The organism is Ramlibacter sp., from assembly GCF_035627355.1.
In the GTDB taxonomy this organism is placed as follows: Bacteria; Pseudomonadota; Gammaproteobacteria; order Burkholderiales; family Burkholderiaceae_C; genus Ramlibacter.
Window position 1 is genome coordinate 1 of record NZ_DASPLW010000019.1, and the last position, 13,556, is coordinate 13,556.

A 13,556-nucleotide genomic window follows, 5' to 3' on the forward strand; every position below is an offset into this window, starting at 1 on the left:
TCTGCGAGGCATACACCTGCAGGCGCTTCATGACCGTCTCTTCCTTGTCGTCGTCGCGCTGGATCAGCGGCTCGCCGGTGACGTCGTCCACGCCGGCCACCTTGGGCGGGTTGAACTTGACGTGGTAGGTGCGGCCCGAGGCCACGTGCGAGCGGCGGCCGCTCATGCGCTCGACGATGGCCTCGAAGGGCACGTCGATCTCCAGCACGTAATCGAGCTTGACGCCGGCCTGCTTCATCGCCTCGGCCTGCGGGATGGTGCGCGGGAAGCCGTCGAACAGGAAGCCGTTGGCGCAATCGGGCTGCGTCAGGCGCTCCTTCACGAGGCCGATGATGATGTCGTCGCCGACCAGGCCGCCCGCATCCATCACCTGCTTGGCCGCCATGCCCAGCGGCGTGCCCGCCTTCACCGCGGCGCGCAACATGTCGCCGGTGGAAATCTGGGGGATGCCGTACTTCTGGCAGATGAACGTGGCCTGCGTGCCTTTGCCTGCGCCCGGCGCGCCCAGCAAGATCAGTCTCATGGATGTCCTCGGATGGTTGGAAGCGGGCGCTGCGGGCCCTGGGTCATCCACGCGCCGGGCCGCTGCGCATCGTTCGGTTGAGGATAGCATGCAGGCTCTGCGTGACTTTCCTCAGCCTCCTGTGGGGCGCAGCTGCGCGAACACGGCGCGGACCCGCTCCAGGTCCTCGGGCGTGTCCACGCCGGGGCCGGGCGCCTGGTCGGTGACGTGCACCGCGATCCGATGGCCGTGCCACAGGGCCCGCAACTGCTCCAGGGACTCGGTCCGCTCGATCGGCGCCTGGGGCAGGGTCGGGAACAGGCGCAGGAAGCCGACCCGGTAGGCGTAGATGCCGACGTGCCGCAGCGGGGCCGGCTCCGGCAGGCGGCCGATGCCGCTGGAGAAGCCGTCGCGCCACCATGCGATCGGCGCGCGGCTGAAGTAGAGGGCGAGGCCGGCCGCGTCGGTGACCACCTTGACCACGTTCGGATTGGCGAACTCGGCCGGGTCGTGCAAGGGGTGTGCCGCCGTGCCCATGGACGCGTCCGACCGCAGCAGCAGTCCGGCGACGGCGTCGATCAGGCCGGGGTCCATCAGCGGCTCGTCGCCCTGCACGTTGACCACGATCTCGTCGTCGCCCAGGGCCAGCGCGCGGCTCGCCTCGGCCAGCCGGTCGGTGCCGGACGGATGCTCGGGGGAGGTCAGGATCGCCTCGATGCCATGGCGGCCGCAGGCGGCCACGATCTGCTCGTCATCCGCGGCGATGACGACACGACTGGCGGCGCAGCGCTGTGCGCGCTCGGCCACGCGGACCACCATGGGCTTTCCGGCGATGTCGGCCAGCGGCTTGCGGGGCAGCCGGGTCGAGGCCAGCCGCGCGGGAATGACGACGGTGAAGCCCACGGAACTAGGCGAGCGGCGTGCGGGTCGGCAGGCGCTCGAGTTCCTCGTCGCTCAGGGTGCGCGCCTCGTCCTCCAGCAGCACCGGGATGCCGTCGCGGATCGGGTAGGCGAGGCGGGCGCTGCGCGAGACCAGTTCCTGCCGCGAGCGGTCGTAGTCGAGGTGGCCCTTGGTGACCGGGCAGACCAGCAGCTCAAGCAGTTTGGGGTCCATGCGTCGATGATAGCCGTGGCTGCAGCAGCGATTGCAGCGCCGGCCAGAACCCGTCGTCGATGTCCAGCTCCAGCGGCACGGCCCAGGCGTCGGGCCGGTGGCGCCAGAGCTTGGCCGCATCCTTTTCGGTACACAGCAGCGGCAGCGAAGTCGCCGTCCAGGGGCCGCCGGCGCCGAAGTCGTGGTGGTCGGGTAGCGGCCAGGTGTCCCGCAGGCGGACACCGGCGGTGCGCAACTGCTCGAAGAAGACCTGCGGCTGGGCGATGCCGGCGAGCGCGGCGCACTCGCCCTGCGCGGCCAGCGCCTTCAGGTCCACGCGCTCGCCGTCGGAGCGCCAGGCATGGCTGGCCAGCCGCCGGCGGATGACGAAGCCCTCGATGTCCGGCGCCTGCCCGTCCCGCAGCACCAGGTCGACGGCGCGCGGCCAGGGCTCGCGCAGCGGGCCGGCGGGCAGCAGCCAGCCGTTGCCGACGCCGCGCCGGTCGAACACGCAGATCTCCACGTCGCGCGCCATGGCGCGGTGCTGCAGGCCATCGTCGCTGAGGACCACCTGCGTGCCGGGATGCGCCTGCAGCAGTGCCCGCAAGGCCTGCGGGCGCTGCGCGGCGACGAACACCGGCAGCCGGCAGCGCGTGGCCACGAGCAGGGGCTCGTCGCCGACCTCGGCCGGATCACTGCCCGGCGTGACCTCGCGGCACTCGCCGGTGCGCCGGCCATGGCCGCGCGAGACCACGCCGACCTTGAGCCCGTGGGCCGTGAGCCGCTCGGCGATCGCCATCACCACGGGTGTCTTGCCCGCACCGCCGGCGACCACGTTGCCCACGACCACGACCGGCACCGGCGCGCGCTCGACGGCGATCACGCCGGTGCGGTACAGGGCATTCCGCAGCCGCAGCGCGAGCCCGTACAGGACGGAGATCGGGCGCAGCGCCCAGGCGAGCGGCCCCCGGCGCAGCCAGGCGCTCTGCAGGGCCTGGCGCATCGGCCTCAGCGGCCGCCGGCCTGCGCCGACGACTGGGCCGCGAAGGTGATCTGCTGCAGCCCGGCCCGGCGCGCCGCTTCCAGCACGGTGATCACCGACTGGTGCGGCGCCGTCGCATCGGCGCTGATGATGATGACGCTCTCGCGCCCGGCCTTGGCCGCTTCGGTGAGCGCCAGCGCCAGCACCTCCGGTCCTCGGCCGCTGACCGGGTCGCGGTTGACGGTGTAGCGGCCGTCGCTGGCCACGCCCACGATCACCTCGCGCGGGTAGTCGCGCTGGGCGTCGGCATCGGCCACCGGCAGGCGCAGCTGCAGCTCCGTGAACTTGCTGTAGGTGGTGGACAGCATCAGGAAGATCAGCACCACCAGCAGCACGTCGATGAACGGGATCAGGTTGATCTCCGGCTCTTCCCGGGATTGGCCGCGGAAGTTCATGCGCGTCGCAGGGCCAACAGGTGGCGCACGAAGCGCTCGGACGCCAGTTCCAGCGTGAGCAGGTAGGCGTCGACCCGGGCGCGGAAATAGCGCCAGAAGATCAGGGCCGGGATGGCGATGATCAGGCCGAACGCCGTGTTGTAGAGCGCCACCGAGATGCCGTGCGCGAGCTGGGCCGGGTTGCCGCCGGTCGCGCCACCCGTCGGGGCCTGCGAGCCGAAGATCTCGATCATGCCGACCACGGTGCCGAATAGCCCGAGCAGGGGCGCTGCCGAGGCGATGGTGGCCAACGCGCTCAGGTAGCGCTCCAGGCGGTGGGCGACGGCGCGGCCGGTTCCCTCCACCGTGGCGCGCAGGTCGGACTCGGTGCAGCGCGGGTCGCTGTTGAGCGCGCGGAACCCGCTGGCCAGGACCTCGCCCAGTGCCGAGTTCTGTTCGAGCTGGGTCACCACGTCCGGGCCGGGCACGGCGGACCGGGACACGGAGATGGCCTCGTCCAGCAGCTTCGGGGGCGCCACGCGGGCGGTTTTCAGGCTGAGGAAGCGTTCGATGACCAGGGCCAGGGCAAGGATGGAGCAGGCAACCAGCGGCCAGATCGGCCAGCCTGCGGCTTGTATGATCGAAAACAAAACGGGGCTCCGCCGGGCGTGTGAATGCAGAAGTGGCTGCGATTATGGGGGAGCTCATGGGCTGTCGGACAAACGCCATCGCGGGTAGGAGCCGACCCACAGAAGTTGTGGACAACTTTGTGCAGAAAGCCCACCCCCTGCCCGCGCAAGCCGCGCGGATGCTTCCAGATGTCAGATCGATCACCAATTGAGCAAGGGAATTTCCTTTGAAATCAAGCACTTGCTCGATGGAATCAGCGTTTTCCCGCTACCCAACCGTTTCCATGTGCAGCACGCGCCTGCTGTGGACTAGTCGCAGCCCCCAATTCGGCGTACGGCCGCGCCAGCCCTGGTGAACGGCGCCGCAGACCCAGTATCGGCGCCGCGGATCTGGCAGGTCGGCGCGCTATGCCGCGCCGTTGCTGACTTCCTCGATGCCCGGCTCAACCCGGTCGCGGTGCGCGGCGAGATCTCGGGCTGCTCGCGGCCGTCCAGTGGCCACCTGTACTTCTCGCTGAAGGACCCGCAGGGGCAGCTGCGCTGCGCCATGTTCCGCCGCGCAGCCGGCCTGCTGGATTTCGTTCCGCGCGATGGCGACCTGGTCGAGGTGCAGGGCCGGTTGACGGTCTACGAACCGCGGGGCGACCTGCAACTGGTGGTCGAGAGCCTGCGGCGGGCTGGGCAGGGCGCCTGGTACGAGCGCTTCGCGCAGATGAAGGCCCGTCTGGAAGCCGAAGGTTTGTTCGATGCCGCCCGCAAGCGGCCGTTGCCCGCCATGCCGCGGGCGATCGGGCTGGTGACGTCGACCGGTGCCGCCGCCTTGCACGACGTGGCGACGGCGCTGGGCCGGCGGGTGCCGCACATCCCGGTGGTGCTGGCGCCGGCGCCAGTGCAGGGCCCGCAGGCGGCCGGCGAACTGGTCCGCGCGCTGGAGTCGCTCTATCGCGAGGCGGAGTCCGGGCGCATCGACGTGATCCTGCTGGTGCGCGGAGGCGGGTCGATCGAGGACTTGTGGTCCTTCAACGAGGAGGCGGTGGCTCGCGCGGTGGTGCGCAGCCCGGTCCCGCTGGTGTGCGGAGTCGGCCATGAAACGGACTTCACGATCGCCGACTTCTGCGCGGACCTGCGCGCGCCGACGCCGACCGCGGCGGCCGAACTGGTGTCGCGGCCGCGCGCCGAGTTGCTGAACACGCTGCAGGCCGTGGACGAGCGCCTGCGCTCGGTGATCCAGCGCCGGCTGGATACGGCTGCGCAGCGGCTGGACGGCGCGGCCGCGCGGCTGGGGCGTCCCTCGACGCGACTCGGGCAGCAGCAGAGGACGGTCGCGCAGCTGGGTGATCGGCTGCAGCATGCGGTCCGGATGCGGCTGGAGCGCGCGCGGTCCGAGCTGGCTGGCAAGGAGACGGGTCGCGCCGCGGCACTCGCGCGCTGCCTGCAGCGGCAGCACGATCTGCTGAACCGCGCCGGCCTCCGGCTGCAACTGCTCGACCCGAAGCTGGTGCTGCAGCGGGGCTACGCGCTGCTGACGGATGAGCAGGGCCACGTGGTCAGCCGCGCCGGGCAGACCCGCCCCGGGCAAGCGCTGCGGGCGACCCTTGCGGAGGGAGAGGTTGATCTGACCGTGTCCCGGCCGAGGTTGCTTTAGTGCCTAGAATCGTTCGCTTCCGACAAACATCAACTCGAGGATCACCATGGAACACACCCTGCCCCCGCTCCCGTACCCCATCGACGCGCTGGCGCCGCACTATTCCAAGGAGACCCTGGAGTTCCACCACGGCAAGCACCACAACGCCTATGTGGTGAACCTGAACAACCTGCAGAAGGGCACCGAGTTCGAGAACATGGCCCTCGAGGACATCATCAAGAAGTCCTCCGGCGGCATCTACAACAACTCCGCCCAGGTCTGGAACCACACCTTCTTCTGGAACTGCATGAAGCCCAACGGCGGCGGCGAGCCCACCGGCGCCCTGGCCCAGGCGATCCAGGCCAAGTGGGGCAGCTACGCGGCGTTCCGCGAGGCCTTCGTGAAGTCCGCCGTCGGCAACTTCGGCTCGGGCTGGACCTGGCTGGTGAAGAAGCCGGACGGCGGCGTCGACATCGTCAACACCGGCGCGGCCGGCACGCCGCTGACCACCGCCGACAAGGCGCTGCTGACGGTGGACGTCTGGGAGCACGCCTACTACATCGACTACCGCAACCTGCGCCAGAAGTTCGTCGAGACCTTCCTGGACAAGCTGGCGAACTGGGAGTTCGCGCAGAAGAACTTCGGTTGACTGCGCAACCGCTACGCTCCAACGGGAAACAAGGGCCGCTTTGCGGCCTTTGTCCTTTTCTGGATTCCGTTACCGCTGGAAAGGCTGGCCAGTCAGCTTGGACCCGGGCTTGAGCGCGCGCTTGGCGAACCAGCCCTGGTTCATCTCGAGCACGTAGCGGACCGGGCGCTCGGAGCAGTGGGAGTCGAGCGACTGCGGCTGCATGTCGGCGATGTTGACGATGGTGCCGTCGTCGTCGAGGAAGGCGGCCGACAGGGGCAGCAAGGTGTTCCTCATCCAGAAGCACTGCACCGAAGGCTGCGCGAACACGAACAGCATGCCTTCGTGCTGGGGCATCTGCTTGCGCCACATGAGGCCGGTTGCGCGTTCGTCCGTGGACCGGGCGACCTGGGCGTCGATCTGGTGCATGCCGGCCGCGAGGCGCACGCGCGGCAGGTTCGTCTGGGGCTCCTGCGCCGAAGCCGCGCCCATGGCGGCGAGCAAGGCTGCGCTGGCAATCAAGGCTTTCATGGCGTGATTGTGGGCCGGAAACGCAAGCGCCCGCCGAAGCGGGCGCCTGCCGGGCGTGGGCCAGTTGTTCAGGCCTTCTTGTCCTCGGTCTTCTTGGCCTTCTTCGCGGTCTTCTTGGTCGACTTCTTGGCCGGCTTGGCGGCGGCCTTGTCTTCCTTCGCGGCGGCCTTTTCTTCCTTGGCGGCAGCCTTCTCTTCCTTCTTCGCTTCGGCCTTGGCCGGGGCAGCAGGAGTCGCCGGCGTCGCGGGGGTGGCCTGCGCGAAGACGGCGGCGGAGAACAGGGCGGCCGTCAGTGCGGCGAGCAGTTTGGACATGGTCGGGGATCCTTTCGGGTCAGATGGGAGCCGGGTTGCGGCACTCCTCCCGGTTTCGGAAGGCCTCACCGTAACGGCAGGACGGATGCGGGCGTTGACAGCGCTTCGCCGCAGTGCGGCTGGCGTCGAAAGAAAAAATGCCCGCACGCGGCGGGCATCGATCGCGAGCCAGGAAGGCTTACTTCTTGGCTTCTTCCTTCGCTTCGGCCTTGGCGGCCTTCTTGGCAGCCTTCTTGTCGGCCTTGGCTTCCTTCTTTTCCGCCTTGGCTTCGGCCTTGTCTTCCTTCTTGGCTTCGGCCTTGGCAGGCGCCGCCGGCGTGGCCGGGGCCGCCGGCGCGGCGGCTTGCGCGAAGGCCGAGGCGGCGAAGAGGGTGGCGATCAGGGCGCCGAGAAGCTTGTTCATGGTTGTTTCCTTTGGGATGATGATTTTCGAGACGCACCTCCCGTTGCCGGGAAGCTCATGCCGCAACGCGGGCTGTCGCGGTTCGGTTGACAAGGCAGGGGTTGTTCCCGATGGCGCGGCCGGGCGGTCGCGCTGCGGCGGCTAGAATCCCGAGGTTTGCCGAAGCCGGCATCAACGCAAGCTCACCCAGCCTCCCCGAAGGACGTTTCCCTCCATGTACCAGCACATCAAGGTGCCCAGCCAGGGCCAGAAGATCACCGTCAACGCCGACACTTCGCTGAACGTGCCGGACCAGCCGATCATTCCCTTCATCGAGGGCGACGGCACGGGGATGGACATCACGCCGGTCATGCTGAAGGTGGTCGATGCCGCCGTCGCCAAGGCCTACGGCGGCAAGCGCAAGATCCACTGGATGGAGGTCTATGCCGGCGAGAAGTCGACCAAGGTGTATGGGCCCGACGTCTGGCTGCCGGAGGAAACGCTGCACGCGGTGCGCGACTATGTCGTCTCCATCAAGGGTCCGCTGACCACCCCCGTGGGCGGCGGTATCCGCTCGCTGAACGTGGCCCTGCGCCAGGAGCTGGACCTGTACGTCTGCCTGCGCCCGATCCAGTACTTCAAGGGCGTGCCCTCGCCGCTGAAGGAGCCGGAGAAGACCCACATGGTCATCTTCCGCGAGAACTCCGAGGACATCTACGCCGGCATCGAGTACGAGGCGAAGACCGAGAAGGCCCAGAAGCTCATCAATTTCCTGATCAAGGAGATGGGCGTCACCAAGATCCGCTTCCCCGAGACCTCCGGCATCGGCATCAAGCCGGTCTCGATCGAGGGCACCGAGCGCCTGGTGCGCAAGGCCATCCAGTACGCCATCGACAACGACAAGCCCAGCGTCACCCTGGTGCACAAGGGCAACATCATGAAGTTCACGGAAGGCGGCTTCCGTGACTGGGGCTATGCCCTGGCCCAGCGCGAGTTCGGCGCCCAGCCGATCGACGGCGGCCCGTGGTGCAAGTTCAAGAACCCGAAGACGGGCAAGGACATCGTCATCAAGGACAGCATCGCCGACGCCTTCCTGCAGCAGATCCTGCTGCGCCCGGCCGAGTACAGCGTGATCGCCACGCTCAACCTGAACGGCGACTACGTCTCCGACGCCCTGGCCGCGCAGGTCGGCGGCATCGGCATCGCCCCGGGTGCCAACCTCAGCGACACGGTCGCCATGTTCGAGGCCACCCACGGGACGGCGCCCAAGTACGCCGGCAAGGACTACGTCAACCCGGGCTCCGAGATCCTCTCGGCCGAGATGATGCTGCGCCACATGGGCTGGACCGAGGCGGCCGACCTCATCATCAGCTCCATGGAAAAGTCGATCCAGTCCAAGAAGGTCACCTACGACTTCGCCCGCCTCATGGACGGCGCCACCCAGGTGTCCTGCTCCGGCTTCGGCCAGGTCATGATCGACCACATGTGACCTGGCAACGGGGCGCTCCGCCCCGCCGGGTCATCCCCGCGAGCCAAGCGCAGGCGGGGATCCATGGCCCAGAACGCAACAGCCGCCCCAAGGCGGCTGTTTCTTTTCCGGGATGGGTGACTTATTCGGCCGGCAGGTCCGGCCTCAGCGCCGCCGCGTGGAACTGCGGCGCCCGCACCTTGGACTGCCGGGGCGGGCGCTCGCCGGCGGGTGACTCGGTACGGATGGGCTGCATCTCGGTCTGGATGTTCTGGGCGAGCTGGCCCTTGGGGCCCTGGGTGATCTCGAAGCTCACGCGCGAGCCCTGCTTGAGGGTCTTGAAGCCGTCCATCGCAATGGCCGAGAAATGGGCGAAGACGTCCGACCCGCCGCCATCCGGCTCGATGAATCCAAAGCCCTTCGCATCGTTGAACCACTTGACAGTACCGGTCGCCATGACTGGGCCTCTTTCCGTTCCCTCGTAACTGCGTGCGAGTGTCCCGGATTCCGGCCGATGCTGTCAATATTTTCACATACTAAAGTTTTGCTGACCCAAAGGAGCCAGCAAACGGCGCCGGGCGGCGGCTGGCTGGGACAATGAAGCAGGCGCGTTTTTTGGGCTCTGGCTGCCCCGGGCGTCGCGCGGCGGAGGCCGCTTGAATGTGGCGCCCCCGTCACCATTTCACTTTTGCGGTGCAGTGCGAGAGGCTGCTCGATAGAATGAATTTCATGGCCAGCAAACCCCCCGTGCCCGCACCGGTCGCGCCTCGCGCGCAGCCGACGGACGACGATGGCGGCTCCGTGGTGCTCGAGCGGCGGACCCAGAAGACCAAGCCCCCGCAGATGTACCAGGTCGTCATGCTGAACGACGACTACACCCCGATGGAATTCGTCGTGGTGGTCATCCAGGAGTTCTTCAACAAGGACCGGGAGACGGCCACCCAGATCATGCTCAAGATCCACCTCGACGGTAAAGGCATCTGCGGCGTGTATTCACGGGATGTGGCCGCCACCAAGGTCGAGCAGGTCCAGGAGGCCGCCCGGCAGGCAGGACACCCGCTGCAATGCGTGAGTGAACCTGTCGAGTAAGGCGGACTCAAAGCCTTCACCGCGATCGAAGCAAGCCACGGTAAAAGGAAAGTTCATGATTGCCCAGGAATTGGAAGTCAGCCTCCACATGGCGTTCGTGGAGGCCCGGCAGCAGCGCCACGAGTTCATCACCGTGGAACACCTGCTGCTGGCCCTGCTGGACAACCCCAGCGCGGCCGAAGTGCTCCGGGCATGCTCGGCGAACATCGACGACCTGCGCAAGTCGCTGTCCAACTTCATCAAGGACAACACCCCGCAGGTCGCCGGGACCGACGACGTCGACACCCAGCCGACGCTCGGGTTCCAGCGCGTGATCCAGCGCGCCATCATGCACGTGCAGTCCACCGGCAACGGCAAGAAGGAAGTCACCGGCGCCAACGTGCTGGTGGCCATCTTCGGCGAGAAGGACTCGCATGCCGTGTACTACCTGCACCAGCAGGGCGTGACGCGGCTGGACGTGGTCAATTTCATTGCCCACGGCATCAAGAAGAGCGACCCGCCCGAGCCCGCCAAGAGCGGCGAGGCGGGCGGCGCGGACGGCGAAGAGGGCGGCGAGAAGAACGAGAAGGCCTCGCCTCTGGAGCAGTTCACGCAGAACCTCAACCAGGCGGCGCGCGACGGCAAGATCGACCCGCTGATCGGCCGCGAGTACGAGGTCGAGCGCGTCATCCAGATCCTGTGCCGGCGGCGCAAGAACAACCCGCTGCTGGTCGGTGAGGCCGGCGTCGGCAAGACGGCCATTGCGGAGGGCCTGGCCTGGCGCATCGTCCAGAAGGACGTGCCGGAGATCCTGGCCGAGTCCAACGTCTATTCGCTGGACATGGGCGCGCTGCTGGCCGGCACCAAGTACCGCGGCGACTTCGAGCAGCGCCTCAAGGGCGTGCTCAAGTCGCTGAAGGACAAGCCCAACGCCATCCTGTTCATCGACGAGATCCACACCCTGATCGGGGCCGGCGCGGCCTCGGGCGGCACTCTGGACGCGTCCAACCTGCTCAAGCCGGCGCTGTCCAGCGGCCAGCTCAAGTGCATCGGCGCGACCACCTTCACCGAGTACCGCGGCATCTTCGAGAAGGACGCGGCCCTGTCGCGGCGCTTCCAGAAGGTCGACGTGGTGGAGCCGAGCGTCGAGCAGACCATCGAGATCCTCAAGGGCCTGAAGTCGCGCTTCGAGGAGCACCACAGCGTCAAGTACGCTGCCAACGCCCTGCAGGCGGCGGCCGAGCTGTCGGCCAAGTACATCAATGACCGGCACCTGCCCGACAAGGCCATCGACGTGATCGACGAGGCGGGCGCGGCCCAGCGCATCCTGCCCGCGGGCAAGCGCAAGAAGACGATCTCCAAGACCGAGGTCGAGGAGATCGTGGCCAAGATCGCCCGCATTCCGCCGGCCAACGTCTCCAACGACGACCGCGGCAAGCTGCAGAACCTGGAGCGCGACCTCAAGTCCGTGGTGTTCGGCCAGGACAAGGCGCTCGAGGTGCTGGCCGGCGCCGTGAAGATGGCGCGCTCGGGCTTGGGCAAGGGCGACAAGCCGATCGGCTCCTTCCTGTTCTCCGGCCCCACGGGCGTCGGCAAGACGGAAGCCGCCAAGCAGCTGGCCTACATCATGGGCATCGAGCTGATCCGCTTCGACATGTCCGAGTACATGGAGCGGCACGCGGTGTCGCGCCTGATCGGCGCGCCTCCGGGCTACGTCGGCTTCGACCAGGGCGGCCTGCTGACCGAGGCCATCACCAAGAAGCCGCACGCGGTGCTGCTGCTCGACGAGATCGAGAAGGCGCACCCGGACATCTTCAACGTGCTGCTGCAGGTAATGGACCACGGCACGCTGACGGACAACAACGGGCGCAAGGCCGACTTCCGCAACGTCATCATCATCATGACGACCAATGCGGGGGCCGAGACCATGAACAAGGCGGCCATCGGCTTCACCAACCCGCGCGAATCGGGCGACGAGATGGCCGACATCAAGCGCCTGTTCACGCCGGAGTTCCGCAACCGCCTGGACGCCATCGTCAGCTTCAAGGCGCTGGACGAGCAGGTCATCCTGCGCGTGGTCGACAAGTTCCTGCTGGTGCTGGAGCAGCAGCTGGCCGAGAAGAAGGTGGAAGTCACCTTCACCGACAAGCTGCGCAAGCACCTGGCCAAGAAGGGCTTCGATCCACTCATGGGCGCCCGTCCGATGCAACGCCTGATCCAGGACACGATCCGGCGCGCGCTGGCCGACGAACTGCTGTTCGGCCGGCTCACCGACGGCGGCCGCCTGACGGTCGACCTCGACGACAAGGAGGAGGTCGTGCTCGACATCCAGCCGGTGCCGAAGAAGGAAGGCAAGGCCAGGCCGGAGCCGGAGGAGATCTCCAGCGAGTGACGGGACAGGGGCTCCGCGCCCCTTGAACCTGAAGAAGAAGCCGCCGCCGAGGCGGCTTTTTCATGCGCCCAGCAGCTGGGTGACCAGGCGCCAGTGCCGGGGCTCGACCGGTGTGATCGAGAGCCGGTTGCCCTTCTTGAGCACGAGCATGTCGGCCAGCCCGGGCACGGAGCGCATCTCGGCCAGCGTGAGGTTGCGGGTCTTCTGCAGCACCTGCACGTCCACCAGCATCCAGCGGGGCGACTCCGGTTTCGAGGCTTCGTCGAAGTACGGCGACTTCGGATCGAACTGCGTCGGGTCCGGGTAGGGCGTCGACGCCACGCGCGCGATCCCGACGATTCCCGGCTCGGCGCAACTGGAGTGATAGAAGAGCACGCCGTCGTCGACGCGCATGCGGTCGCGCATGAAGTTGCGCGCCTGGTAGTTGCGCACGCCGGTCCACGGAATGGTGGCCTTCGGCGCGGCCAGGAAGTCGTCCACCGAGGCCTCGTCCGGCTCGGACTTCATCAGCCAGTATTGCTTCATCGCTTGCTCCCGGCCAGCGCCTGCCGGCCCCAGAACCCGGCCGGCCCGGGCCGGGCCGACTCCAGGCGGATGCCTTCGTTCCACTTGGCCATGCGCTCGGAGCGGGCGAAGGACCCCACCTTGAGCTGGCCCGCGTCCCAGCCGGTGGCCAGGTGGACGATGGCCACGTCCTCCGTCTCGCCCGAACGTGCCGACACGATGGTGGCGAAGCCCGCCTCCCGCGCGGCCTGCACGGCCGCCCAGGCTTCGCTCACCGTGCCGGCCTGGTTGGGCTTGACGAGCACGCAGTTGCAGGCGCCGGCCGCAGCGGCCGACGCCACCCGTTGTGCGCTGGTCACCAGGAAATCGTCCCCGACCACCTGCACCCGATCGCCGGCGGCGCGGGTGAAGGCTGCCAGCGCGGCTTCGTCGTCCTCCGCCAGCGGGTCCTCGATCGACACGATGGGCCAGCGCTCGATCCAGCGCAGCAGCCGTTCGCACATCGCATCGGAATCGAGTTCCTGCTGCTCCAGCGCCAGTCGGTAGCGTCCGCCCCGGCCGAATTCCGAAGTGGCGATGTCCAGCGCGATCGCCACCTCCCGGCCGGGCGTGAACCCCGCTCGCTCGATGGCGGCCACCAGCGTGTCCAGCGCGTCCTCGTTGCGCACGAAATCGGGCCACCAGCCGCCTTCGTCGGCCACCCCGGCCAGCGCGCCGCGTTCGCGCATCAGCTCGCCGGCGCAGCGGTAGACCTCGGCCGTGATCTCCAGGGCGTGTGCGAACGATTCGGCGCCGATCGCGACCACCATGAAGTCCTGCACGTCGATGCGGCGCCCGGCGTGGGCCCCGCCGCCGAAGACCTGGATCTGCGGCAGCGGCAGGCGCACGGGCCGCCCCTGCGCGAGGTAGCGCCACAAGGGCATGCGCGCGTGGGCCGCCGCCGCGTGCAGGACGGCCAGCGAGGTGGCGACCAGGGCGTTGCCGCCCAGGCGCGACTTGTCCGGG

Annotated in this window: 17 protein-coding genes; 5 read left to right on the top strand and 12 right to left on the bottom strand. The window is 68.2% G+C overall.

Translation table 11 applies throughout. The annotated features are described in order from the left end of the window. The 6 genes from adk to VEC03_RS06520 form a co-directional block, all read right to left on the bottom strand. On the bottom strand, positions 1-523 hold a 523-nt coding region (gene adk / locus VEC03_RS06495; RefSeq protein WP_324913721.1), incomplete at its 3' end, for an adenylate kinase. 111 nt (positions 524-634) lie between these two features. Further along, positions 635-1,405, bottom strand: a complete 771-nt coding sequence (kdsB, locus tag VEC03_RS06500) for a 3-deoxy-manno-octulosonate cytidylyltransferase (RefSeq protein ID WP_324913723.1) — start codon at positions 1,403-1,405, stop codon at positions 635-637. Between the two features lie 4 nt (positions 1,406-1,409). Further along, positions 1,410-1,616, bottom strand: a complete 207-nt coding sequence (locus VEC03_RS06505) for a Trm112 family protein (RefSeq protein ID WP_324913726.1) — start codon at positions 1,614-1,616, stop codon at positions 1,410-1,412. Further along, positions 1,597-2,598 (bottom strand): tetraacyldisaccharide 4'-kinase, encoded by a 1,002-nt coding sequence (gene lpxK, locus VEC03_RS06510; RefSeq protein WP_324913728.1) that lies wholly within the window; start codon positions 2,596-2,598, stop codon positions 1,597-1,599. The genes VEC03_RS06505 and lpxK overlap by 20 nt, the downstream gene beginning before the upstream one ends. A gap of 5 nt (positions 2,599-2,603) precedes the next feature. Continuing rightward, on the bottom strand, positions 2,604-3,032 hold the full coding sequence (locus VEC03_RS06515; RefSeq protein WP_324913730.1) for a biopolymer transporter ExbD: 429 nt from the start codon (positions 3,030-3,032) through the stop codon (positions 2,604-2,606). Continuing rightward, positions 3,029-3,661: a MotA/TolQ/ExbB proton channel family protein gene (locus VEC03_RS06520; protein WP_324913732.1), complete on the bottom strand. Its 633-nt coding sequence runs from the start codon at positions 3,659-3,661 to the stop codon at positions 3,029-3,031. The genes VEC03_RS06515 and VEC03_RS06520 overlap by 4 nt, the downstream gene beginning before the upstream one ends. A gap of 331 nt (positions 3,662-3,992) precedes the next feature. On the opposite strand from VEC03_RS06520, the gene xseA reads away from it, so the two are divergent. Both xseA and VEC03_RS06530 read left to right on the top strand, forming a co-directional pair. Beyond that, positions 3,993-5,285, top strand: a complete 1,293-nt coding sequence (xseA, locus tag VEC03_RS06525; RefSeq protein WP_324913734.1) for an exodeoxyribonuclease VII large subunit — start codon at positions 3,993-3,995, stop codon at positions 5,283-5,285. 46 nt (positions 5,286-5,331) lie between these two features. Then, positions 5,332-5,913 (top strand): superoxide dismutase, encoded by a 582-nt coding sequence (locus VEC03_RS06530; protein WP_324913736.1) that lies wholly within the window; start codon positions 5,332-5,334, stop codon positions 5,911-5,913. Positions 5,914-5,982: 69 nt separating this feature from the next. Here VEC03_RS06530 and VEC03_RS06535 read toward each other — a convergent pair whose 3' ends face one another. The 3 genes from VEC03_RS06535 to VEC03_RS06545 all read right to left on the bottom strand — a co-directional run bounded on the left by VEC03_RS06535 (position 5,983) and on the right by VEC03_RS06545 (position 7,140). Further along, positions 5,983-6,423, bottom strand: a complete 441-nt coding sequence (locus tag VEC03_RS06535; RefSeq protein WP_324913738.1) for a DUF192 domain-containing protein — start codon at positions 6,421-6,423, stop codon at positions 5,983-5,985. 68 nt (positions 6,424-6,491) lie between these two features. Continuing rightward, positions 6,492-6,737 (bottom strand): hypothetical protein, encoded by a 246-nt coding sequence (locus VEC03_RS06540; protein WP_324913740.1) that lies wholly within the window; start codon positions 6,735-6,737, stop codon positions 6,492-6,494. A 178-nt stretch (positions 6,738-6,915) separates the two neighbouring features. After that, positions 6,916-7,140 carry a hypothetical protein gene (locus VEC03_RS06545; RefSeq protein WP_324913742.1) on the bottom strand — a complete coding sequence of 75 codons (225 nt, stop codon included), beginning with the start codon at positions 7,138-7,140 and terminating at the stop codon, positions 6,916-6,918. Positions 7,141-7,354: 214 nt separating this feature from the next. Between VEC03_RS06545 and icd the strand changes: the two genes are divergently transcribed. After that, positions 7,355-8,608 (top strand): NADP-dependent isocitrate dehydrogenase, encoded by a 1,254-nt coding sequence (gene icd, locus VEC03_RS06550; RefSeq protein ID WP_324913744.1) that lies wholly within the window; start codon positions 7,355-7,357, stop codon positions 8,606-8,608. Positions 8,609-8,729: 121 nt separating this feature from the next. Here the strand turns inward: icd and VEC03_RS06555 are convergent, their stop codons facing one another. Then, complete coding sequence (locus VEC03_RS06555) at positions 8,730-9,044, bottom strand: cold-shock protein (protein WP_324913746.1); 315 nt, start codon at positions 9,042-9,044, stop codon at positions 8,730-8,732. A 263-nt stretch (positions 9,045-9,307) separates the two neighbouring features. Between VEC03_RS06555 and clpS the strand changes: the two genes are divergently transcribed. Both clpS and clpA read left to right on the top strand, forming a co-directional pair. Further along, entirely contained in the window at positions 9,308-9,676 is a 369-nt protein-coding gene (gene clpS / locus VEC03_RS06560) for an ATP-dependent Clp protease adapter ClpS (RefSeq protein ID WP_324913748.1), read from the top strand. Between the two features lie 55 nt (positions 9,677-9,731). After that, positions 9,732-12,047 (top strand): ATP-dependent Clp protease ATP-binding subunit ClpA, encoded by a 2,316-nt coding sequence (gene clpA, locus VEC03_RS06565; RefSeq protein ID WP_324913749.1) that lies wholly within the window; start codon positions 9,732-9,734, stop codon positions 12,045-12,047. Positions 12,048-12,107: 60 nt separating this feature from the next. Here the strand turns inward: clpA and VEC03_RS06570 are convergent, their stop codons facing one another. Further along, positions 12,108-12,572: an EVE domain-containing protein gene (locus VEC03_RS06570; RefSeq protein WP_324913751.1), complete on the bottom strand. Its 465-nt coding sequence runs from the start codon at positions 12,570-12,572 to the stop codon at positions 12,108-12,110. Then, positions 12,569-13,556 (bottom strand): phosphopyruvate hydratase (eno, locus tag VEC03_RS06575; RefSeq protein WP_324913753.1); only part of this gene is annotated, 988 nt, incomplete at its 5' end. The genes VEC03_RS06570 and eno, both read right to left, overlap by 4 nt.

Bases quoted from the DNA above. Each gene is read 5' to 3' on its own strand.
- VEC03_RS06505 (WP_324913726.1), bottom strand. From the start codon at position 1,616: ATGGACCCCAAACTGCTTGAGCTGCTGGTCTGCCCGGTCACCAAGGGC.
- lpxK (WP_324913728.1), bottom strand. From the start codon at position 2,598: ATGCGCCAGGCCCTGCAGAGCGCCTGGCTGCGCCGGGGGCCGCTCGCC.
- VEC03_RS06515 (WP_324913730.1), bottom strand. From the start codon at position 3,032: ATGAACTTCCGCGGCCAATCCCGGGAAGAGCCGGAGATCAACCTGATC.
- VEC03_RS06530 (WP_324913736.1), top strand. From the start codon at position 5,332: ATGGAACACACCCTGCCCCCGCTCCCGTACCCCATCGACGCGCTGGCG.
- VEC03_RS06535 (WP_324913738.1), bottom strand. From the start codon at position 6,423: ATGAAAGCCTTGATTGCCAGCGCAGCCTTGCTCGCCGCCATGGGCGCG.
- VEC03_RS06540 (WP_324913740.1), bottom strand. From the start codon at position 6,737: ATGTCCAAACTGCTCGCCGCACTGACGGCCGCCCTGTTCTCCGCCGCC.
- VEC03_RS06545 (WP_324913742.1), bottom strand. From the start codon at position 7,140: ATGAACAAGCTTCTCGGCGCCCTGATCGCCACCCTCTTCGCCGCCTCG.
- icd (WP_324913744.1), top strand. From the start codon at position 7,355: ATGTACCAGCACATCAAGGTGCCCAGCCAGGGCCAGAAGATCACCGTC.
- VEC03_RS06555 (WP_324913746.1), bottom strand. From the start codon at position 9,044: ATGGCGACCGGTACTGTCAAGTGGTTCAACGATGCGAAGGGCTTTGGA.
- clpS (WP_324913748.1), top strand. From the start codon at position 9,308: ATGAATTTCATGGCCAGCAAACCCCCCGTGCCCGCACCGGTCGCGCCT.
- clpA (WP_324913749.1), top strand. From the start codon at position 9,732: ATGATTGCCCAGGAATTGGAAGTCAGCCTCCACATGGCGTTCGTGGAG.
- VEC03_RS06570 (WP_324913751.1), bottom strand. From the start codon at position 12,572: ATGAAGCAATACTGGCTGATGAAGTCCGAGCCGGACGAGGCCTCGGTG.